A 23,455-nucleotide genomic window follows, 5' to 3' on the forward strand; every position below is an offset into this window, starting at 1 on the left:
CGTTTCAGCTTAGTCCACAGCTTTGCGCCAAGGTTCGGTCTTCGAACTTCAAAAGCGGCAACCGTCAAGTCAGGCGGCGTTGTGCCGTCAACACAGTCGGTAGGCTTGCCCGGATGCAATGCGGCGCCCGGCACGATCAGTTAACCGCAATCCATAGCGCCTTGATACAATGTTTCTCTAAAGAATCTTTGTGGTGATCCGGAGTGTCGCCGTGAAACGTGCTGCGTCAATGTGCTGCCCCCGGCGGGACTTCAACCCTTAACCTGTTCAGATGGCCTGGCCGTGATTGCAGCATGAAAACTATTCCCAGCAATGTGCCCGCCGGCGCCGCCAGCCAGCCTGCGAACCAGGTCAAAACGCTGGTGTGGATGACTGACACCAGCGATGTGATCATTTACCTCAGCCGCAGCATTGCCCACCTGTTCGAGCTGGGCAATGTGCTGTCGGTCGACATGTATGTGCGCTTCATTCATCCGGACGACCAGGCGCGCGTGCGGCAGGTGTTCAGCCAGGCCAAGGCGGCGCGCCAGGAGTGCCAGGCGGATTACCGGGTTGCCTCGCCAGACGGCTCGGTGCGCTGGGTGACCGGCTCAGGCGCGCCGCGCTTTGCCGACAACGGCGACTTCCTCGGCTATGCCGGCGCCCTGATCGACGTCACCGAGCAGTATGCCGCGCTGGAGCAGCTGGCCAAGAGCGAGGCCAGCCACCGCCTGCTGACCGAGAACAGCCAGGACCTGATCAGCCATCATGAAGCCTATACCGGGGTGTATCGCTATGCCTCGCCGTCCTTCGAGCGGGTTCTGGGCTATGCGCCGGCGGAGCTGGTCGGCAAGGTCAGCATCTACCACCAGGTGCATCCCGATGACATCGACGTGATCCGGCAGGAGATCGCGCGCCAGGCCGGCAGCGACGGCGACAGCCGGCTCATCGAGTTCCGCGTGCGCCACAAGGATGGCCACATGGTCTGGATGGGCACCAATGTCAAGCTGATGGTGCAGCCGGCGACCAGGGAAAACATCGGCTCGATCGCCGTGTCCCGCGACATCACCAGGGAAGTGGAGATTGCCGAAAAGCTGGCCCAGCTGGCCGAAGAAAACAAGGCGCTGGTCGAGAACTCGCTGGACATCATTGCGCTGCTGGACCGCGACGGCCGCTTCCTGCGCCTGAATGCGGCGGCCCATGACATCCTGGGCTATGCGCCGCAGGAGCTGATCGGCCGCTCCTACCTGGAACTGCTCGACGGCGATGAAGTCGCCCGCATGCGCGGCGTCGATGCGGGCCTGCGCAGCGGCCAGAATACCGCCACCGACCTGGAAACCCGGTTCCGGCGCAAGGACGGCCGCATCATCCATCTGTCACTGGCCATGCGCTGGTCCGAACACAAGCAGCTGATGTATGCCACCGCGCGCGACGTCACCGAGCGCTACCGGGCGCAGGATGAGTTGCGCAAGTCCAAGGAGCGGGTCGACGCGATGCTGGAGAGCATAGGCGACGCCTTCTTTGCGCTCGACCGCGACTGGCGCGTCACCTACGCCAACCGCAAGGCATGCGCCTTCGCCTCGGTCGAGCCGGCCACCGCGATCGGCCGGCCGCTCGCGGACCTGGTGCCGTCGATGCAGGAGTGGGCCTCGCTGCCGTATTACCGCAATGCGATGGAGCGGCGCCAGAGCGCCTTCTTCGAAGCCTGCTGGGCGCCCACCGGCGCCTGGGTGGAGGTCAGGATCTATCCGAGCGAGGACGGCATCTCGGTCTATTTTCATGACATCACCGACAAGCGCGTGGCGGAGAATGCGCTGCGCAAGAGCGAGAGACGGTTTCGCAACCTGTTCGACCAGGCCGGCGACAGCATCATCATCGCCGACGACATGCTGCGCATCCACGATGCCAACAAGCGCGCCTGCGAGGCGCTGGGCCTGGAGCGCGATGCGCTGCTGCGCCTGAAGATCGGCGACGTGGCGCCGCGCTTCGATGCCGAGCCGGCGTTCTGGGACCGGCTGCGCGCGGGCCAGACCCGGCTGGTGCAGAGCACGGTAAGCCATGCCAGCGGCAGTACCTTCCCGGCCGAGATCCATGTGTCGCGCTTCGAGGAAGACGGCAATGAATACCTGCAGGCGATCGCGCGCGATGTGACCGAGCGCATCGAGGCCCAGAAGAAGATCAGCGCCAGCGAGCAGCGCTTCCGCGAGGTGCTGGAAATGACGCCGGCCGGCTACCTGGTGGCCGACAGCCAGGCCAGGATCACCGACGTCAATCCGGCGCTGTGCCTGATCGCCGGCCATGCCCGCGAGGAACTGATCGGCCGCACGCTCGACATGCTGTTTGCCTACTGCCCATGGGAGGGCGCGGCATTCGCGCCCGGCGGACCGACCTCCACCCACGGCGCCGAAGCCGTGATCCGGCACCGCAACGGCGGCCATGTGTACGTGCTGTTCAATGGCAGCATCCGGCGCAACGCCGACGGCCAGGCCGAGTCCATGACAGGTCTTTTGACCGACATCACCGCACGCAAGGAAGCCGAAAGCCGGCTGGAACGGCTGGCTACCCATGACACCCTGACCGGCCTGCCCAACCGCAGCCTGCTCAACGACCGGGTGCAGCAGATGCTGGACACCGGGCCGCGCAACATGCCGGTGGCGGTGATGTTCATCGACCTCGACCGCTTCAAGGAAGTCAACGACTCCTTCGGCCACGAGCCGGGCGATGTGCTGCTGCGGGAAGTGGCCGGGCGCCTGGCGCGGGCGCTACGGCCCAGCGACGTCATCGCCAGGCTGGGCGGCGATGAATTCGTGGTTGCCGCCTACTGCTCCACCGGCGCGGCCGGCGCGGCCAGCATCGCCGAGAAGCTGCTGGCCACACTGGCCGCGCCGGTCGACATCGGCCACCATGAAGTGATCGTCAGCGCCTCGATCGGCATCAGCATGTTCCCCGACCATGCGCGCACCAAGGAACTGCTGTTCCAGAGCGCCGACACCGCGATGTACCGCGCCAAGGCGGCGGGCCGCAACGGCTACCGTTTCTTCGAAGCGGAAATGACGGTGGAAGCCCGCACCCGGATGACGCTGGAGCTGTCGCTGCGCCACGCGCTGGCGCGCCGCGAATTCGAACTGCACTACCAGCCGCGCATCGACCTGCGGGCCATGTCCATCGTCGGCATGGAGGCGCTGATCCGCTGGAACCATCCGGAGCTCGGCCTGGTGTCGCCGATGCAGTTCATACCGATCGCCGAGGAAACCGGGCTGATCGAAGGCATAGGCGAGTGGGTGCTGCAGGAGGCCTGTTTGCAGAGCCAGCGGCTGATGGACAAGTTCGGGCGCGCGCTGTGCGTGTCGGTGAACATGTCGGCGCGCCAGCTCAAGTGCCGGGTCATCGTCGACCAGGTCGGGGCGGCGCTGAAGCAGGCCGGGCTCAAGCCGTCATTGCTGGAACTGGAACTGACGGAAAGCGCGCTGATCGAGAACATCGAGCATACGGCGCGACTACTGAAGGAATTGAAGGGCCTGGGCGTGCGCATCGCGGTGGATGACTTCGGCACCGGCTATTCCGGCCTGGCCTACCTGCGCCGCTTCCAGCTCGACGTGCTGAAGCTGGACCGCTCCTTCGTCCATCAGCAGGATGCGGACGACCAGAACTTCGAATTCATCAAGGCCTTCGTCGACATGGCCCATGCGCTGAAGCTGTCGGTCGTGGCCGAGGGCGTGGAGACCAGCGAAACCCTGCAGTTCCTGCGCAAGGCGGCCTGCGACGAGGCGCAGGGCTATTTCCTGGCCAAGCCGCTGTCGCTGGCCGAGTTCGAGGCTTACCTGTCGCGGCTGCCGTCGCCCGGCAAGCCGGACTGACAGCACGGGCCCGCACCGCAAGCCCGGCCGGCCGCGCCGGGCCTGTCATCGCTTACTGCGCGTAGGAGCAGGCTTTCACCACGCCGTAGAGCGGATCGCCGAAGGTGGCGTTGTCGCAGGCGATGCCATCGGTGGCGGAGCGGTAGGCATAGACGCCATTGGCGCCATAGCGCACCTGGCGGGTGCCGCTGAAGGAGCAGCTGCCATTCTCGCTGGCGCAGTCGGCCCAGCCGCCTTCGGCGGCGGCGCCGCTGGCGGTGGCCGTGGGGGCGGTGGCGACCGTGGTGACTGCCGCGGTCACGGCCGACACCGTGCCGGCCACGATGGTCGACAGCGCGCCGCCCGCTTCATAGGCGCCGATATCGATGATGCCGTTGGCCGGCCTGGCCTCGGTGCCGACCGGGAAACGGTATTGCAGCGTCGGCGACAGCGACAGGCCGCCCGACGAGGCGCCGACGGCTGCGCCGGCGTCGATCATGGCCGCGCCCAGTGCGGGAAGCAGGTTGAATTCGCCGCGGTTGATGAATGACGGCGACAGCGAACGGTAGTTGTTGAGGTCGATTGCGCTAGGCCGGTTGGTCGCATTGCCGGTGCCGGAGAAGATATTATTCTGCAGCAGGGTCGGCTTGCTGACCTGGTCGCCGATCATCACGAAGGTGCCGCGCACGCTGTCGTCATTGAGGAAGGTATTGTTGACCACGTACAACTCATGGCCGGGATTGCTGGCGCCCTCTTCGCCATAGGCCAGCATGGTGGCGGCCTGGTTGGCGCTGGGCTGATGGATCACGTTGCCGATCACGTAGGAATTGCCGGCGTTGGGCAGGTCGATCTCGTAGCTGGGCTGGTTGGTCGAGGCGGAGAAGCGGCTGTAGACGATGGTGTTGGTGCGCGCCCGCGACTTCAGGTTGTGGCCGACGTTGGCGTCATGCGAATAGCTGCCGCGGAACACCAGGCTGTTGATGTTGCCGATGTAGAGGTTGTGGGTATAGCCGTTGCCGAGGCCGTTGAAGGCGAATTCGGTGTCCTCGATCACCACGTCGGAAGCGGCATCGTTGTTGGTCAGGATGCCGTTCTCGTTGTGATGCAGATAGCTGTTCTTCAGCGTCAGGCCGCGCGCGTCGAGGCGGATCGCCGCGCCGTTCTGGTCAGGCACGGCGGCGCCGAAGAGCTCGACGTTGTCGATCGTGGTGTCATTGCCGTAGAGCACCCAGGTGCCCTTGCCGACGGCGTTCTGGCCGGCGGCATTGATTTTCGGGCGGCCATTGACGCCGCGTATGGTCAGGTTGCTGGCATAGATCACGCATACGTCGCCGTCATAGCTGGCCGAGCCTTCGATTTCGATGGTGTCGCCGTTGGCTGCGGCAGCGATTGCCTTGCAGGGCGAGGAAAAGGTCTTGCCCGGTCCCACCGACAGCGTCGCGGCGGAGGCGCCGGCTGACACGGACAGCGCGCACAGGGCGGCGAGGGAGAACAGCGGACGTGGCGAGATCAGTGGAAACCTGGTCATGGATGAGTGCATCTTTCTTCACAAGGGTTGGCGTCAGTACCAGCGGTTAAAACAGTCCACACTGACCACCGGAAAGTTTGGATAGTTCATGGCCTGGCGGAAACGCTGACTTGACGGGAAGAAACGTACTCAACAATAAGTCGCGGTTGAAGAAGATGCTACAAGGAATGTATCGATGAGACAGGGCGGCCGGAAGAAAAAACTGTTATCGGCAGGAATATTGCAGAGCAATTTTTTGAGCGAAATCGGGGGTTTTATTTTCTTCGAGAAATTAAAGTTGACGAGGGCCAAGCAGATGTTTTCCCTGAAGACATGAATTTCGTTTCCTCATTGAAATAGTCCAAAAAAGTCATCCACCATTTTCTGCAGCCGCTGCCACTGGTTTTCCACGGCGCGGATCGTGTCACGCACGTTGGTGATGGTTTCCTGCAGCCGGTCCAGCCAGGACAGGTCGGCCTGCCCTTCCCTTGACGGCGCAGGCGGCCTGCGCGGCTGCGCGGGCGCAGCCTCGCCCAGCAGGCCGCGCAGCCAGTCCAGCGCCGGTCCCCAGACCGCCGCGCCCGGCCAGGCGTCGCGCGCTTTCGGGAACTGGGCAGCGGCGTCGATCATGCGGCGGCTGGCGGCCTGCCGCAGGAAGTCGCTGGAGAGAAACAGCGCGTTATGCGCGCCCTGCCCCCAGTAACTGCTGCGCATGGTGACGCGGGCATCGTTGAAGCCGACCCAGGAACCGGTCACCAGGCGCGGATGCATCAGGATGAACCAGCCGTCGGTATTGTCCTGGGTGGTGCCGGTCTTGCCGGCCACGTCGAGCTGGATGCCGAACTGTTTGCGTACGCCCTGGCCGGTGCCGCGGTCCACCACGCCGCGCAGCATGTCGACCAGTTCTTCCGAGACGTCGCGCGACCATACCCTCTTGGCGCGCCCGGAAAATTCCACCAGCACCCGGCCCGAGCTGTCCTCGACCCGGGTCACCATCATCGGCGCCTGGTATTCGCCGCCGCTGGCAATGGTGCCGTAGGCCGACGTCATTTCCAGCAGCGTCACCGGGCTGGTGCCCAGCGCCAGCGACGGCACTTCCTTCAGCTGGCTCTGGCGCACGCCGGCGCGGCGCGCGAAGTCGGCCGCCCTGGCCGGGCCGACCGCTTCCATCACCTGCGCCGTCACCGTGTTCTTGGAATAGACCAGGCCGTCTCGCATGCTGACCGGGCGTCCGCTCGGCGCGGATTCGTCCTCCGGGCGCCAGACCGTGCCATCGTTCATCCGGATCTCGCGCACCTGGTCGATGAACTGGCGGTTTGGGTCCATGCCCCGCTCCAGCGCCGCGCCATACACGAAGGGCTTGAAGGTGGAGCCGGGCTGGCGCTGGGCGCGGGCCACATGGTCGTACTGGTCGGCTTCGAAACCGGTGCTGCCCACCCAGGCCTTGACATCGCCGGTGGTGGGGTCGATGGCCACCAGCCCGGCCTGCAGCCGGGTCTTGTCGGTGCGCAGGCGGGCCATGAACTCGCCATCCTGCCTGAGCTTCGCCAGCGCGGCCGCCGGCTCGGCGCCGGCCGCCACCGCATTGCGATAGGGGCCGGATTCACGGATGAAGGCATCCACCAGGGCAGTCTTGCTGCGCCAGAAATACTCGAAAGGCGTGGCCTGCCGCTGCGCGCTGACATAGGCGCCGGTGCTGGTGGCGAGCAGCCGCTCGCTGCTGCCGGCCCATTCCACGTCGGCCACGGCCTGCAGCGCATCCATCTGGCGCTTCACCGACTGGTTGGCGGCCGCCTGCAGGCGGGAATCGATGGTGGTGTAGACCTTCAGGCCGTCGGAATAAATGTTGTAGTCATTGCGGTCGGCCCAGTCGACCAGCCACTTGCGGATATGCTCGGCGAAATGCGGCGCCGCGCCGCGCGCTTCCAGCTGGCGCTCGAAGTCGAGCTGGATGGGCCGGCCCTTCAACGCGTCGAAGCTGGCCTGGCTCAGCGCGCCGCGCCTGACCATCTGCGACAGCACCACATTGCGCCGTGCCGTGGCGCGCGCCTTGTTCTGCACCGGGTTGTAGTAGCTGTTTCCCTTCAGCATGCCGATCAGGGTGGCGCTTTCCAGCACGCTCAGTTTCGCGGCCGGCTTGTCGAAATAGGTGCGCGCCGCCATTTCGATGCCGAAGGCGTTATACAGAAACGGCACCGTGTTGAGATAGTTTTCCAGGATCTCCTGCTTGGTGAAAGCGTGCTCCAGCTTCAGCGCGGTGATGGTTTCCTTGAGCTTCCTGGTGATCGAGCGCTTGCGGCCGATTTCTTCCGGATAAAGATTTCGCGCCAGCTGCTGGGTGATGGTCGATCCGCCCTGCACTTCGCCGCCCAGGGTGCGCACCAGCGCGCCGGCGGTGCGGTAGAAGTCGATGCCGTGATGCTCGTAGAAGCGATGGTCCTCGGTGGCGATCAGCGCCTTGGGCACGCTGGGCGCGATGCGGGAAAGCGGCACCCATTCCCGGTTGAAGCGCTTGTAGGTCGCCAGCAACTGGCCGTCGACCGAGATCAGCGTGCTGGGCTGCTCGTTGCGGGTCTTGCGCAGGTCCGCCATGCTGGGCGTGAACGGAATCAGCAGCAGGGTGTAGAGAAATAGCAGCAGCGCGCCAGCCGTGCCCAGCAGCAACAGGGCATGGCCGGCGGCAAGGCTGCGTGCGCGCCAGCCCAGTCCGGGCCGGATCAGCGCCTGGAACGGGCCGGCAATGCGCCGCCACCGCCCGTGCTGCCGGGCCGCTGTGTTTTCCGTATCGTCCAAATTATTTCCTGAATCACTCCATCCCGCGAACTCGGGTGCTTCTTGAGGATAGTGGCTGGGCATCGGCCGGGCTTGCGTGGATTCAATCGCAACGCAGGCAGAACCGACGCCGGCGGAGCCGGTTGATATGACGCATGCGTCAGACGGTGCCGGAAGTGCAACTGAACAATAAATCAGGGTCGTCCGTTCGGCCTTTGCGTCGAGGCAAGACGTCTCGGGAAAAACTGTCGTACAAGCTAGTCAAACATTTACGAAGCATTCGATGGCTACTGGAAGCGGAAATAAGGGCGGCAAAGCGGTCGACGAGCAGGGGGCCGGCCAGAGCGCCGGCGTGCCGGCCGACGGCGAGATGGAAGGCAACAGCTACAGTCCGCTGGGCAGGCCCGGCGTGCGCCACTGGCAGGCCAGCTACATTACCGAGCCCGGCCTCGATGACCGCAGCAGCGTGTTCTTCGCCGCCGTGGAAATGACCCGCATGCCCATGGTGGTGACCGACCCCAACCAGGACGACAATCCCATCGTCTTCGTCAACCGGGCATTCCTGGACATGACCGGCTACGAGGAAGACGCCGTGCTCGGCCGCAACTGCCGCTTCCTGCAAGGCGCCGAGACCGACCGCGACACGGTGCGGGAAGTGCGTGAAGCCGTTGCCGAACAGCGCGCGGTCGCGGTCGACCTGCTCAATTACAAGGCGGATGGCAAGCCGTTCTGGAATGCGCTGTTCCTGGGCCCGATCTTCGACAAGGACGGCAAGATCCTGTATTTCTTCGCGTTGCAGATGGACATCACCCGGCGCCGGGTCTCCGAACAGTCGTTCCGCCAGGCACAGAAAATGGAAGCCATCGGCCAGCTCACGGCCGGCCTGGCGCATGACTTCAACAACCTGCTGCAGGTAATCACCGGCAATCTGGAAGTGGCGGCCCTGCATTGCGGCGACAATGCGCCGCTGCGCACCGCGATCGACCAGGCCGAACTGGCTGCCGCCAAGGGCGGCAAGCTGACCCAGCAACTGCTGACCTTCGCCCGCAAGCAGCGGCTGGACCCGAAGCGCATCAGCCTCAATGCGCTGGTGGTGGAATTCAGCGAAATGCTGGTGCGCACGCTGGGCGAAAGCATCGACTTGCGGCTGGACTTGAAGCCCGGCCTGCCTTCCTGCACGCTGGACCCGACCCACATGGAAATGGCGCTGCTGAACGTGCTGATCAATGCGCGCGATGCGCTGCCCGGCGGCGGCCGGGTTACGATCGCCACCGCCATCATGACCGAGGGCAACCGGGCCGCGGCGCATCATCTGCCGCCCGGGCCTTACGTGGTGCTGTGCGTGATCGACGAGGGCGAAGGCATGCCGGCCGAGGTGCTACAGCGCGCGACCGAGCCGTTTTTCACTACCAAGGGCATGGGAACCGGCCTCGGCCTGGCCATGGTGCATGGCTTTGTCCAGCAGTCCCATGGACGGCTGGAAATCGACAGCAAGCCGGGCAAGGGCACCACGGTGCGCATGATCTTTCCGCTGGCCCCCGAGCGCGATGCCGCCAGGGGCGAGCCGGACCAGCCCGCCAGGACGCCGGACCCGTCCGGCGACGCGCCAGCGACCGCGCAGACCATCCTGCTGGCCGAAGACAGCGAGGACGTTCGCCAGGTCGCCGCCAACTACCTGCGCAGCCTGGGTTACCGGGTGCTGGCGGCCCACAGCGGCGAGGAAGCGCTAGTGTTGCTGGAGCGCCATGGCAGGGTGGACCTGCTGTTTACCGACCTGATCATGCCGGGCGGCATGAACGGCCTGATCCTGGCGGAGCGGGTGCGCCAGAGCCAGCCGGACCTGCCGGTGCTGCTGACCACCGGCTTCATGGATGAACTGGTGCGCCAGGGCTCGGGCGCGTTCGGCAAGGACATCCTGACCAAGCCCTACCGCCGCAGCGAACTCGCCGAACGGGTGCGCGCGGCGCTGGCCAAGCAACATCCCGGGAAGCAACCCGCCACCCCCGGCTTCCGCCATGAGGGTTGATGGCATGCCGCATGTGCTGGTGGTGGATGATGAAACGGCGCTGGCCGACATCATTGGCGCCTATCTGGAAGCCAACGGCTACCGCATCACGGTGGCCAACGATGGCCAGGAGGCGCTGGCGCTGGATGCCCGCGACCCGGCCGACGCGGTGATCACCGACTTTGCGATGCCCGGCATGAACGGGCGCGACCTGGTGGCCGACCTGCGGCGGCGCCGGCCCGACCTGCCGGCGATCATGGTGTCGGGCTATGTCGGCATGCAGCAACTCGATCTCCACCCGCTGCTGCTGCTCAACAAGCCGGTCAGCCTGGCCATCCTCACCCGCCATCTGCGCGACCTGCTGGACAGCGGCACTTCCGCACGCTAAGCGCCAGGGCCGCGATTGTCGCGACCTGGCAGGCAATCCGCACCGGATACAGGCTGAATATGCCTGGAAAAGACGGCGGAAAGGCTATACTACGCGCCACCTTTCCTTGCCCAGAACCATGCCATGCGACTTTTCGCCATCCTGCTTTCCAGCGCCCTGATCGTACCAACGGCCTTTGCCGCCAACGATACCGAAACCCTGCCATCCGGCGTCACCATCCAGAAGCAGAACAAGACCAGCGGCGCCCAGCCCAAGGCCAGCGACCAGGTCAAGGTGCATTACCGCGGCACGTTGGAAAACGGCACCGAATTCGACAGTTCCTACAAGCGCGGCGAGCCGGCCCGGTTTCCGCTCTCGCGCGTGATTCCCTGCTGGACCCAGGCGGTGCAGAAACTGCATGTGGGTGAAAAGGCCAAGCTGGTCTGCCCGGCGGCCACCGCCTATGGCGCGGCCGGCATTCCCGGCATCATTCCGCCCAACAGCACGCTGAACTTCGATGTCGAACTGATTTCGATCGAGTAAAAACACCCAGCCAGCGGGCGCAAGCCGGCAGGTGCCGGCATGCGCCCCGGCACGCCGCCCAGCGCGAGATTGACGGCGCGCATTCTTTCTCCGACCATTGCGTCATGCCCCCTCTCTCTGCTTTCATTCCGGTTCTGTTCATCGTCTCGCTGGCGCTGCTGCTCAGGCATTTCCTGGGAGCGCTGGCATGGGCTTTCCTGCTGGCCGTGATCACCTGGCCCCTGCATGAAAAGCTGCTGCGCCGCGGCTGGTCGCCGCTGGGCAGCGCGACCGCGCTGCTGTCGGTGCTGGTGCTCAGTTTCAGCGGGCCGTCGATCTTTCTGTTCAACGCGCTCGGCAACGAGGTGTCGACCGTCGAACGGTTGCTCGGGCAACTGAACCAGACCGGCGTGCCGGCGCCGCCCTGGCTGGCCAAGCTGCCGGTCGTGGCCAAGCCGGTGCTGGCCTGGTGGCAGGAACACCTGGCGGTGCCGGGCGGCCTGGCCACCCTGATCCGCACCACCGCCGGTGACCTGATTCCGCACCTGACCAGCACCATCAGCACGCTCGGGCCGACCATCCTGGCCAATGCGCTGTACCTGTTCCTGGCCATGCTGACGCTGTTCGTGATCTATGTGCAGGGGCATGCCGTGGTCAGCTATGTCGACCGCGCCGGCCTGCGCATCGCGCCCGGCTACTACCCGGTGCTGCGCCGGCTGTTCCCGCTGTCGGTGCGCGGCACCGCGCTCGGCCTGTGCTCGGTGGCCCTGCTGGAGGGCGTGGTGCTGGGTTTCGCCTACGCCATCGCCGGTGCGCCGGCGCCGATTCTGCTGGCGGTCATCACCGGATATATGGCACTGATCCCGGGCGGTGCGCCCCTGTCGTTCTCGCTGGTCTCATTGCTGCTGCTGGGCCAGGGCCATGCCGGCGCGGCGCTGGGCCTGTTCTGCTGGGGCGCATTCGAGCTGTTCCTGGTCGACAAGTTCGTGCGGCCCAAGCTGATCGGCCGACGCGTCGAGCTGCCTTTCCTGGCGGTGCTGTTCGGCCTGCTGGGCGGCGTGTCAACGATGGGCGTGCTGGGCCTGTTCGTCGGCCCCTTCATGATGGCCGTGCTGTTCTGGTGGCTGCGCGGCGGCCGGGTGGACGCGATGGTGGCCACCGAAAAACCGGCCAAAACCGACGAAGTGGCCTTGTAGGCCACGCGGGATTGCAAACTTTTTCATTTGAAGTGCGAAATTTGCAAGGCTGTACGAAATTCGGCGAACTTTCTGAATTTGCAGGCGATCAGATTACAATTTGACAATCCTGGGCCAACCGTATGAAACAAGTTTCCGTCGATAACGTCGTCAATACCTACCGTTTTTACGCTCCGCTCTACGACCGCATGTTCGGCGCCATCTTCGACCCGGGCCGCCGGGCGCTGGCGGAAGCGGCTTCTGCGCTCCGTCCGGCCTCGCTGCTCGAAGTCGGCGTCGGCACTGGCCTCACGCTCGCGCAGTACCCCGCCAGCACTGAGATTGTCGGCATCGACGTCTCCAGCGACATGCTCGACATTGCCCGCTACCGGGCCGAGCAGCTCGCCGAGCACAACATCCAGCTGAGCCTGATGAATGCGGAAAGCATGGACTTCCCCGACGGCTACTTCGACTGCGTGGCCCTGCCCTACGTACTGTCCGTCACACCCGACCCCGATAAGCTGGTGGCCGAGATCCGCCGCGTCTGCCGCAAGGGCGGCACCATCCTGATCCTCAACCACTTCAGCGGCAGCCGCTTCTGGTGGCTGCTGGAACGCGCGGTGCGCTCGCTGGCCGACCGCATCGGCTTTCGTTCCGACTTCTGCTACAAGGAGCAGATCCTGCGCCACAACTGGGAAGTGCAGTCGGTCAGGAATGTGAATTTCCTGGGTTTGTCCAAGCTGGTGACGATCAGGAACGTCTGAATCCGCCAGGTTTCCCCCCTCTCTTCGCGCCCTGAACCTTGAAACGCCCCGTTTGTTCCGGGGCGTTGCGCAATGCGCTGAGCGAGCGCCATCTCGGTGATGACCCGGCAAGCCTGTGCGCGACCAGTGCGCCGGCGCCACGCCTCGCGCCCGCGACGGTCACGTTCAAAACGGGCTTTTTCTACGTCATCAGACTTCCGTCACTCGCCCGCTGCCACGTTGGCATCCGTGACGCCTCAACGCATGCAGGCAACCTGTGCGGTCTGCGCAACGATGCCCCGCCACGTTCTCCTAGTTGAACCTCTCCGTGCAACATCTCACTCAAGCGCGCCCGAGCCCAGGAGCAAGCATGCCGGCCCCGGGGCTGTCCATCGCCTTGTTCACCGGAGACCCTCATGAAACGCGCCCTGCAGGCAACAGACAATTCCTCATCCCAAAGACCACGGATTGACACGCCGGCAGCAGCAGCGCCACCGCCAGGCGCCGCCGCTACCCATCCGCCTACCCTCTCGGCGAGAGATCAGAAGCCGAAAAGCTCTCTCCTGCACAGGCAATATTTTTTTTCCATCGTCGCCAATAGTGACCTGCCTGCCCTGAAAAAGTTGAATCCGGAAATCGTCAAGGATTTGATCAACGAAACCGACCGTGCCAGCGGCCTGACGTCCCTGATGCTTGCCATTAAGTCGCACAATGCGGAAACGGCATTGTGGCTGATCAACCAGGGCGCCAAACCAGACGGTCCCTGCGCCCGCGGAACGAGCGCCCTGATGTATGCGGCCAAGCGCGGCGACTGCGCCATGCTGCAACTGCTGCTTACCGCGGGCGCCGCGATCGGGCAGGCCGATCCCGAGCAACGCACGCCCCTCCACCACGCCGCCATGCAGGGAAAGGAAGAAGCGGTCGCCTTGCTTCTCGACCGGGGCGCAGCGCTGGAACATCAGGATGTAGAGGGCAATACCGCACTGCTGCTTGCAGTCGTCAGCAGACATGCAAGCGTCACAGACTTGCTTGTAAAGCGCGGCGCCAATGCCGCGCATGTGAACGGGACCGGCTCTTTTCCTCTGTGCTATCTCAGAAGCAAAGCCATCGCCGTTGCCTTGCTGCAAAAGCCTATCGACCTCCAGCAGCAATCGGCGCAGCGAACAACCGCATTAATTACCGCAAGCGGCAATGGTGAATACGAGATTGTGGCGCTGCTGCTGGACCACGGCGCTGACATTAATTTTCGCAACAACAAAGGCGCCACAGCGCTTTGGGCAGCAATAGAAGGGAAACAGCACAACGTCGTGAAACTGCTGCTGGACAGGGGCGCCGATCCCGGTGGCACCATTGCCAACGTTCTCAGACTTCGACGCATCACCATGCTTGGTTGTGCAGCAGGCAGCAACGATATCGAAACCATGCAATTGCTGTTGCAAGCCGGCGCTGAAATCGACTACTGCAACAAGGAAACGAATCCAGCCCTGTCTTCTGCGGCACGATGTAAAGCAAAGGAAGCGGTGCAATGGCTATTGGACAAGAAAGCCACCGTCGATACGGCTGCGGGCAATGGCGTGACAGCGCTGATGGCAGCATCGCAAAACGACCATGTCGAAATTGCCGAACTCCTGCTGCAGCATCGTGCGAGTGCTACCCGTCTAGACGTAGACGGATGGAACGCGTTTCATCACGCTGTAGCTTATGGAAGTGAGAAATGTGCCGCCCTGCTGCTCAGGAACAATGCCAGTGTTCAGGAAAAGACGAGCGACGGGAGATTTTCGCTCCATTTGGCAGCGGAGCATGGGCAACAGAAAATCATCGCGCTGCTGCTGGACCAGGGTGTGGATGTCGATCAGGCTGACTGGCAAAGCAATACGGCGCTGATGTTTACAGCCAAGCGCGGCTGTCTGCCCGAGCTGGAATTTTTGTTAAGTAAAGGGGCGAATTGCGACAAAAGAAATTCGCACGGCTTCAACGCACTGCACTTCGCGGCAATGGCGGGCAACGCTAAAGCGCTTGCCAAGTTGTTAAAACAGCCGACTGTCGATATCAACTGTGTGGACAATGTAGGCAACACCCCATTAATTCTTGCCGCAGTTAATGGTTGCTATGACGCCGTGCAGCATCTGCTGGAAAACGGCGCCGATCCATGTACTGTCAACCACCGAGGATGGAACGCGCTTCATGCCGCCGCCTGTAGCGGGCACGTCACAGTTGTGGAAACGCTGATCAACGGCGAAAACGACATGGATTTTATCAACTCTACGAACGCCGAAGGCTGTACGCCGCTGCTTTTGGCTGCGGAGAGAGGCAAGACGGACGTGGTGGGGCTGCTGGCGGAACGCGGCGCCAATTTCCGCCTATGCGAAAAGTACGGCCACACAGCGCTTCACTATGGCGCTTGCCTCGGCTACGCGAAAGTGGTGGAGGTGCTGCTGCTGAAGATGCGGCTGCCGCAGGCGCCCGGCTATCAGGCGGCAGACATGGTGATCATCCAGGAAGCGCTGGCGGCGGCAGTCATTGCCCGCCGTGCAGGCGTCGTCGAGGTTTTCCTGCGCAGCAAGCCGGATCTGTCGTCGTTGAATCTTCAGTGGCATGCATCCCCGGTGATTCTCGACCTTCGCAAGAACGTCCATGTCGTGATCGCGCCCCAGCAGGCAATGAGGGAACAGGTAGAGCAATTCACTGGATTGGCCGACTGCGTGGAGCGGCTGGTGTCGCTGCTCGACATGTCCGACGACTTCAGTGGCGACGAGGCTACCCTGGCGCAGCACTGGCTGTCGTCCACATACTCGTACGCAGTCATTGCCGAGAAGCTGCAAGAGGCCACAAAAGGGAGCGCCGTCTTGCGACGCACGCTGGCAGGACCGGACCGCCAGGTTTCGCCAGCGCAAGACAGACTGGTTTGCGCCGGCATCCTGGCCAGCCTTGGCGAACCTTCGATATTCGACGCGCCCTATTCGGGCCAGGGATTGTCGCCCGATGTCGAGGCATGCTTCAACAGCCTGGCGCTCCATCATGCCCACCTGCTGTCGCAAGTCGGCCAGCAGGCCGAGCAAAACCTCGTCATCGCCCTTGACAATCTGCATGGCACCTGCATGGGCTCCTTCACCGGAAAGCCATTCCACCCGATCGATCTCTATATTTATCTGACGAAGCAATGCGGCCTGTATGACATTCCGGCCAAGCGCATCAGTGACGCCTTCGCCGAGATATGGGTCCAGCACAGGCAATCCGACACCGCAACGCGGGAAAAGGCGTTGGCGCAGGCACTGGACAAGCGTTCCCGCAGCGGGGAGGTGTTTGAGCAGATGCGTCATGACAGCGCACTGTCCGGCAATGAAGTCATGTTCCACTGGCTGCTGAACCGCCAGCTTGACCTGGTCAATGCCTGGCATAAAAAAGTGCTGGAGCCGGCGCCGCAGTAAACCATGACGGCGCTGGCTCCTGGCGACGCCGTGCATGGCATTGCGATGGTTCTGGCCCCGGCGCCGTGACGGATGCCGACAACAAGCAGCGCCGCATCCCGTCCGCAATTTGATCTGCGACAGCAAGCCTGACAGGCATCCGGGGCTAACTTGGGTGACAACAGCAAGCGACATGCCGGTCCATGCCAACCCACGCCAATCAGGCGAGGCACGGTAATTGCAGGCGTAAGCCTGTTTCGGATCGCATGGCTGCACTGGCGGAAAAACGCACCATCGTGAAGCATGCGCAGTCCGGCATGCATCACCGCCATGCAGCGCACGCAGCATGTTGAGGAGAAAGACCATGAACAGCATCAGCAGCAGGAATATCGCCGAACAACTTTGCACGCTGGCCACCCTGCTGGAAGCCGAAGCGCTGCGCTGCAAGGCCTATGGCGCGCCGAACGCCAAAGAGGTCGGCAGGCAGGCACGCGACGTGCGCGCCATGGCCGACCAGTTATGGGACGCCAACGTCGCGGTGCCCGTCGGACGCCAGCCCGCGCAGCGCAACCAGCCGGCAAACGGCAAGCCGGCGCGTCCCAGCCGGCCGGCGCTGGACCTGCAGCACGCGATCGGCAGCCTGGTGCTTTAAGCGATTCGACCTGATGGGCCGGCCAGCCCGGCCCATCAGGTCGTCACGCCCTAGAATGCCTGCCAAGCGCCCGCCATCGCGGCGGCGCAGCGCTCGAAAGGCAAGGCATGGATCTGGCATTCTGGCTGTCGCTGGTCGCATTCATCGTGGTCACCGCGGTGTCCGTCGATGTCGCGCTGGGCTGGCGCCGCATCACTCACCTGAAGGACGTCGCCGTGCCGGCTGGCGCGCGGCAGCCGCGGGTGTCGCTGATCGTGTCGGCGCTAAACGAGGCCGGCACCATAGCACCGGCGCTGCACTCGCTGCTGGCCATCGATTATCCCGACCTGGAACTGATCGTCATCGACGACCGCTCCACCGATGCCACCGGCGAGATCATCGACAGGCTGGCGGCCAGCCAGCCGCGCCTGCTTCCGATTCACCTGCGCGAACTGCCGCCCGGCTGGCTGGGCAAGAACCATGCGCTTGCCCGAGGCGCGGCCGCGGCCAGCGGCGACTACCTGCTCTTTACCGACGCCGACGCGGTGTTTGCGCCGAGCGCGGTGGCGCGCGCGGTCGCCTGGTGCGAAGCCAGGCGGGTCGACCACCTGACGCTGTTCTTCGACCTGGTGGCGCGGCCGCTGCTGCTGCGGCTGATGGTGATCAGCTTCGCCGCCGCCTTCATGGCCCGCTTCCGTCCCTGGAAAACCGCCAGCTCGGCGCGCCACCATGTCGGCATCGGCGGCTTCAACCTGGTGCGGCGCACAGCCTATGAAGCCGTCGGCGGCCATGGCGCAATACCGCTGGCGGTGCTGGACGATATGGAACTGGGCCGGCTGCTTAAAGGCGCCGGCCATGCGCAGCATGTGCTGTCGGGCGAGGAGATGGTGTTCATCGAGTGGTACCGCAGCACGCCGGAACTGATGCGCGGCCTCGAAAAGAATGTGTTCGCCGGTTTTGACTACCGGCTCGGCATGCTGGCCGGAGTCACTGTGCTGGTGCTCATTACCCGGGTCTGGCCATGGCTGGCGCTGCTGACCACCAGCGGCCCTGCCTGGTGGCTCAGCCTGGCCACCGTGGCGGTTGGGCTGGCGCTGTACCTGGACTTGCTGCGTGCCCGCAAATGGCCGCTGCGCTGCCTGCTGTTTGCGCCGCTGGTGCCGGCCATCGAGCTGGCCATCTGGTGGCGCGCCTGCCTGCTGACCGTGCTGCGCGACGGCGTGATCTGGCGCGGCACCCGCTACCCGCTGGCACAGCTGCGGGCGGCGCACCGCGCCATGGCCGCACGCGGCAAGTGACACCAATCACGGCCACATCGCCGATAATGGCGTCTTTTTTGCGCAGCCGCCCATGAGCTTTTCTTCCCTCGGTCTGATCGACCCCCTGCTGCGCGCCCTGGATACACTGGAATATCGCCAACCCACGCCGGTGCAGTCGCAGGCGATCCCGGCGATTCTGGCGGGGCGCGACCTGATGGCCGCCGCCCAGACCGGCACCGGCAAGACAGCCGGCTTTGCGCTGCCGCTGCTGCAGCGGCTGACCATGCAGGGGCCGCAGGTAGCGGCCAACTCGGTGCGCGCGCTGGTGCTGGTGCCCACCCGCGAGCTTGCGGTACAGGTCCATGACAGCTTCATCGCCTACGGCCAGAACCTGCCGCTGCGCATGGCGATCGCCTTTGGCGGCGTCAGCATCAATCCGCAGATGATGAAGCTGCGCCGCGGCGCCGACGTGCTGGTGGCCACGCCCGGCCGCCTGCTGGACCTCTATCGCCAGAACGCGGTGAAGTTCAGCCAGCTCGAAACCCTGGTGCTGGACGAAGCCGACCGCATGCTCGACCTGGGCTTCTCCCGCGAACTCGACGCCGTGTTCGCCGCCCTGCCCAGGCAGCGCCAGACCCTGCTGTTTTCCGCCACCTTTTCCGATGCGATCCGCGAGATGGCCGGCCGGCTGCTGCACAAGCCGGTATCGGTCGAGGCAACGCCGCGCAATACCGCGGCCAAGGGCGTGAAGCAGTGGATGGTGCCGGTCGACAAGAAGCGCAAGACCGAACTGTTCCTGCACCTGCTGAAGAAAAAGCGCTGGAAGCAGGTGCTGGTCTTCGTCAAGACCAAGAAGGGCGCGGACGAGCTGGCCAATGCGCTGTCGGCACAGGGCATACCGGCCGACGCGATCCACGGCGACCGGCCGCAGCCGGCGCGGCTGCGCGCGCTGGAGCGCTTCAAGAGCGCCGAGGTGCGGGTGCTGGCCGCCACCGATGTCGCCGCGCGCGGCCTGGATATCGACGATCTGCCGCAGGTGGTCAATTTCGACCTGCCCATCGTCGCCGAGGATTACATCCACCGCATCGGCCGCACCGGCCGCGCCGGCGCGCGCGGCGATGCCTGCTCGCTGGTGGCGGCGGACGAAGTGCAGCAACTGGCCGCGATCGAAGCGCTGATTAAGGCGCCGCTGCAGCGCTTTGAGGAGCCGGGCTTTGTGCCCGACCACCGGGTGCCGGCCACCGATGCCAGCGGGCGCGTGGTCAAAAAACCGAAGAAACCGAAGAAGCCCAAGGTGCGCGCCGCACGCGCCTGAGGAAGCAGGCATGCCCAACCAAAAGCCTTGTTGATTTCCGTCACAGCCTGGACTGTTGCAGCCGAGTTGATGCATAGCATAATGTCACTGCTCAAATGATGACATTCCGACAAAACCGGCACCATTGCCGGATCACCAGGCTGGACAGTATTTATGACGAAGAGCGGCACGTTCGGCGATGACGCCGACGCAATGGCATCCCAACATGGGGAATTTCTGGCGGGCGTCCTGGCAATGGCGCGCATCTCGCGGGTCACCGTGGCGCTGGAGTCCGGCGCCGACGCCGGTTCGTCGCTGCTGGAAGCGGCCAGGCTCACCGGGCATGCCGAAACCTGCCTGCTGTTCGAGGACTGGGAAGACCAGCCGCTGGCGGCGCTGCTGACGCGCGCCGCGCAGGCAACAGGCGATGACGCGCCGGCAAGCCTGCCCGTTGGCGGCAACCAGGCGCAGGCGCTGCAGCAGCTGCTGCATCAGGCCCAGGCGCGCCAGCGCCGATCCTTCCTGCTGATCCTGAACCGCATGGAACGCCTGCTTGCCCGGCCGACGCACGATCCGCTCTACCAGGCCTTCGAGCAGGCGCTGGTGTCGCTGGCCGACGACCGCGAACTCGACCTGCACTTGCTGCTGGTGATGGATGAATCCGCGGAATTTCTGCTGACCCGTCTCGAACACCGCATGCCGGGCATCGGCGACGGCTGCCTGCGCATACCTCCTCCCGGCCATCCGGCGCCTGGTGCCGGAGCCGGGCGGATGCACCGCCACGAACCGCCGGCGCCAGGCGCGGCCGCAGCTACCGGCGGCGCAAGCCGCGACCGCTCGTTCGGCATGCTGCTGGAACGGCTGACTGCAAAGGTGCCGCTGGAGCAAGCCGAAAACGGCGAGCAGGCCTTGCATCGTCATCGGCCCATTCAGCCGCCCACAGACCTGCACGGCAACGACGACACCGGCGTCGGCGCCGCACAGGCGGTGACGCCGCAGCCAGCCGCCGACGATGCGATCGCCGATCCGCCCGCCCCTGCCCCTGCCCCTGCCCCTACTTCCTACGCTGCCCCCGCTGCCGTCGCGGACTCGCCGGAAGCACCGCATCCGGACCCGCAGCAGGAACCGGAACGCCATGCAGGCCGGCAGGAAACCCGGGAGCAGCACAGCCACGCAGCGCCGATCGCGTCCGCACCGGCGCCGTCCCCCGCCGCGGCAATGGCCGCGCCCGTCACGCAGCCGGCCGCGCCGGCGCGCCGCCGCCGCACATGGCCGCTGGTGCTGGGCCTGCTGCTGGCAGCAGGCGCAGGCGTGCTGGCATGGCAAGGGCTGCCGGTGTCCGACAGCGACAGCGGCAGCGCCGGGCCGGCGCAGGCAGCGGCGCCGGCCGTCACAGCGCAGCCGAAGTCCGCGCCTGCAGCGGATGACAAGGTGGCTGCTGCAAGCCCGCCTGCCGCTGCCACGCCCACGGCGCCGGCTTCAACAGGCGTACCGCCCCAGGCCGCAAAACCGTCCGATCTCGACAAGCCCGCCGGCACAGCGGCTCCCGACAAGGCGAGCAGCGCCGCCGCGCCAGCCGCGCCAGCCGCGGCCACGGCGGCCACAGCGGCTACGCCAGCCACGCCGGCAGTGGTATACGTCCATGTGCGCGACGTGCGCGAGCGCGACCAGGTGCAGGCGCAGCGGCGCGCCCTCGGCGCGCAGGGCATACGGCTGATGGAAGTCAAGGTCACCAGCAAGGGACCCAGCGTGGCCGACCTGCGGTACTTCCACGATGAAGACCGCGACGAGGCGCTGGTCGTGCAGAAGGCGCTGCTGGCTGCCGGCGTGCCGGTGGCCAGGCTCAGCCGCATGAACGGTTTCGAGTCCAGCACCCGCCGGCGACAGTATGAAGCCTGGCTGGCCATGCCGGCCCAGCCAGGTCAGGCCCAGCGCTGAGCGCCGGGCGACAAGCGCCTGTGCCGCCGATTTGACAGGCAACGGGGCCGCACAGCGCTTGTTCCTTTCCCTGTCGCACCGGCACATGTCTGGTGCGAAACCGATTGATCTCTATAATGGCGCGGGCGTACCATCCGGCATGCCTTGAGCGGGTTCGCTCCCACCGGGGCGCCGGCCGGCAAGCCGGCGCCACCCCATGGTTCGCCACCTTTACAGAATTCACCAGCCAGCGCCAGCAAGCGGCAAACACCGCATGGCGCCTGTCCGGCACGCTGCCTTAGCGCAGCATCCTCATCGGAGATAACGATTTATGGCTGCACCCAATGACAACATCAGCATGGCCCTGTACTGCGACTTCGAAAACGTCGCACTCGGCGTACGCGATGCCAAATACGACAAATTCAACATCCGGCCGGTGCTGGAACGGCTGCTGCTCAAGGGCAGCATCGTGGTCAAGAAGGCCTATTGCGACTGGGACCGCTACAAGGAATTCAAGCCGCAGATGCACGAGGCGTCCTTCGAACTGATCGAGATACCGCATGTGCGCATGTCCGGCAAGAACTCGGCCGACATTCGCCTGGTCGTCGATGCGCTCGACCTCTGCTACACCAAGTCGCATGTGAACACCTTCGTCATCATCAGCGGCGACTCCGACTTTTCGCCGCTGGTGTCGAAGCTGCGCGAAAACGCCAAGTACGTGATCGGCGTCGGCGTCAAGGATTCCACTTCCGACCTGCTGGTGGCCAACTGCGACGAGTTCATCTTCATCGACGACCTGGTCCGTGAAAGCCGGCGCGCCGCCGCCAGCCGCGAAACCCGCCAGTCGCCGTCCGCCGGCCGTCGCCCGGCCGCGGTGGAAGACGAGCACAAGCCCAAGGAAAGCCTGGAAGTGCGCAAGAACCGCGCGGTCGACCTGGCCTCGGAGACCTTCGAGGCGCTGATGGCCGAGCGCGGCGACAATGGCAAGATCTGGGCGTCCGCGCTGAAGCAGGCGATCAAGCGCAGGAAGCCCGACTTCAACGAGGTGTACTTCGGCTTCCGCACCTTCGGCAATCTGCTGGAAGAACTGCAGTCGCGCGGCATGCTGGAGATCGGCCGCGATGACAAGTCGGGTTCCTATGTCTACCGCAGCAGCCGCGCGCTGGCGGAAGCGGCGAACCTGATCCCGGTCGCTGCCGTTGAGGCGCCAGTCGCGGAGAAGCCGGAAGCCGCAGGCCGCGGTCGCCGCAATGAACGCGACCAGCGCCATCGCCCCCAGCGCGAGGAACCGGCGGAGGCCGCGGCGCCGGCGCCGGTAGTGGCCTGGTACGAGCCTGGCGCGCAGCTGGAACCGCAGGCGGAGGCGGCGCAAGAGCCGTTGCCAGCCGCGTCCCTGACCGCGGTCGAGGAGACGGCCGGCGCGCCGTCCGCATCCGCCGCGCCCGACCAGGACGCCGACGAGGCAGGCCGGGAACCAGGCCGTCGGCGCGGCGCCCGCAAGTCCGCGCGCGGCCGGCAAGGCGCAAACCAGGCCGAGGCCGCCAACGCTATTCCAGCCGCGGCAGCGGAACCCGAAACCCTGTCGCAGCCCGCACCGGCTGCCGATGCCGCCGAGGCGTCCGCCTCCCTGGCCGTGCCGGAGCCGGCATCGGCCCCGGGCATCGATCTGCCGGTCAGCAACGCGCAGCGCCGCGCGATGCGCAACAGCAGGATGCCGGCCCGCGCCAGGAAAGCGTCCGAAGTCAAGCCTGCCGCCACGGACGCTGCGCCGGCAACCGCAGGCAGCGACCTTCCGCCCGCGGATGTCACTGGAAACGATGGCAGTGACGGCCAGCGCCGCGGTGGCCGTCGCACCAGATCAGGCGCGCAGGCCAAGCCGGAAACGGCCGGCGATGCGATGCCGCGGCTGGAAACCCCGCAGGTCAATGAAGCGCCGGGCGCGGTGGACGACGCCCAGCAGCCGGCGCCGGCAAAGAAACGCAGCAGCCGTTCCACCCGCGCCCGCAAACCGAAAGCGGAGACCGCAGCGGAATAAGTCCGG

Annotated in this window: 14 protein-coding genes; 12 read left to right on the top strand and 2 right to left on the bottom strand. The window is 65.2% G+C overall.

The annotated features are described in order from the left end of the window. Nucleotides 1-293: 293 nt before the first annotated feature. Entirely contained in the window at nucleotides 294-3,836 is a 3,543-nt protein-coding gene (locus ABC383_RS19810) for a PAS domain S-box protein (protein ID WP_413016499.1), read from the top strand. A gap of 52 nt (nucleotides 3,837-3,888) precedes the next feature. On the opposite strand, the gene ABC383_RS19815 is transcribed toward ABC383_RS19810, so the two are convergent. Next, entirely contained in the window at nucleotides 3,889-5,343 is a 1,455-nt protein-coding gene (locus ABC383_RS19815) for a right-handed parallel beta-helix repeat-containing protein (protein ID WP_413016501.1), read from the bottom strand. A gap of 327 nt (nucleotides 5,344-5,670) precedes the next feature. Next, entirely contained in the window at nucleotides 5,671-8,115 is a 2,445-nt protein-coding gene (locus ABC383_RS19820) for a penicillin-binding protein 1A (protein WP_413016503.1), read from the bottom strand. A 262-nt stretch (nucleotides 8,116-8,377) separates the two neighbouring features. Between ABC383_RS19820 and ABC383_RS19825 the strand changes: the two genes are divergently transcribed. From ABC383_RS19825 to ABC383_RS19875, 11 genes are all read left to right on the top strand, one after another. After that, complete coding sequence (locus ABC383_RS19825; RefSeq protein ID WP_413016504.1) at nucleotides 8,378-10,120, top strand: histidine kinase famiy protein; 1,743 nt, start codon at nucleotides 8,378-8,380, stop codon at nucleotides 10,118-10,120. Then, nucleotides 10,110-10,487 (top strand): response regulator, encoded by a 378-nt coding sequence (locus tag ABC383_RS19830; RefSeq protein ID WP_413016506.1) that lies wholly within the window; start codon nucleotides 10,110-10,112, stop codon nucleotides 10,485-10,487. Before ABC383_RS19825 ends, ABC383_RS19830 begins: the two co-directional genes overlap by 11 nt. A 123-nt stretch (nucleotides 10,488-10,610) precedes the next feature. Next, on the top strand, nucleotides 10,611-11,009 hold the full coding sequence (locus ABC383_RS19835; protein ID WP_413016508.1) for an FKBP-type peptidyl-prolyl cis-trans isomerase: 399 nt from the start codon (nucleotides 10,611-10,613) through the stop codon (nucleotides 11,007-11,009). Nucleotides 11,010-11,113: 104 nt separating this feature from the next. Continuing rightward, on the top strand, nucleotides 11,114-12,184 hold the full coding sequence (locus ABC383_RS19840) for an AI-2E family transporter (RefSeq protein ID WP_413016510.1): 1,071 nt from the start codon (nucleotides 11,114-11,116) through the stop codon (nucleotides 12,182-12,184). Nucleotides 12,185-12,306: 122 nt separating this feature from the next. Continuing rightward, entirely contained in the window at nucleotides 12,307-12,927 is a 621-nt protein-coding gene (locus ABC383_RS19845; RefSeq protein ID WP_413016511.1) for a class I SAM-dependent methyltransferase, read from the top strand. A 395-nt stretch (nucleotides 12,928-13,322) separates the two neighbouring features. Continuing rightward, on the top strand, nucleotides 13,323-16,334 hold the full coding sequence (locus ABC383_RS19850) for an ankyrin repeat domain-containing protein (RefSeq protein WP_413016512.1): 3,012 nt from the start codon (nucleotides 13,323-13,325) through the stop codon (nucleotides 16,332-16,334). A 343-nt stretch (nucleotides 16,335-16,677) separates the two neighbouring features. After that, nucleotides 16,678-16,965 carry a hypothetical protein gene (locus tag ABC383_RS19855; RefSeq protein ID WP_413016514.1) on the top strand — a complete coding sequence of 96 codons (288 nt, stop codon included), beginning with the start codon at nucleotides 16,678-16,680 and terminating at the stop codon, nucleotides 16,963-16,965. A gap of 107 nt (nucleotides 16,966-17,072) precedes the next feature. Next, entirely contained in the window at nucleotides 17,073-18,242 is a 1,170-nt protein-coding gene (locus ABC383_RS19860; protein WP_413016516.1) for a glycosyltransferase family 2 protein, read from the top strand. Nucleotides 18,243-18,294: 52 nt separating this feature from the next. Next, nucleotides 18,295-19,518, top strand: coding sequence for an RNA helicase RhlE1 (gene rhlE1 / locus ABC383_RS19865; protein ID WP_413016518.1), 1,224 nt, complete (start codon nucleotides 18,295-18,297; stop codon nucleotides 19,516-19,518). Between the two features lie 153 nt (nucleotides 19,519-19,671). Further along, nucleotides 19,672-21,435 carry a hypothetical protein gene (locus ABC383_RS19870; protein ID WP_413016519.1) on the top strand — a complete coding sequence of 588 codons (1,764 nt, stop codon included), beginning with the start codon at nucleotides 19,672-19,674 and terminating at the stop codon, nucleotides 21,433-21,435. A 310-nt stretch (nucleotides 21,436-21,745) separates the two neighbouring features. Continuing rightward, nucleotides 21,746-23,449, top strand: coding sequence for an NYN domain-containing protein (locus ABC383_RS19875; protein ID WP_413016521.1), 1,704 nt, complete (start codon nucleotides 21,746-21,748; stop codon nucleotides 23,447-23,449). Nucleotides 23,450-23,455: the final 6 nt, after the last annotated feature.

It is taken from the genome of Noviherbaspirillum phoenicis, assembly GCF_047237965.1.
GTDB lineage: Bacteria > Pseudomonadota > Gammaproteobacteria > Burkholderiales > Burkholderiaceae_D > Noviherbaspirillum_A.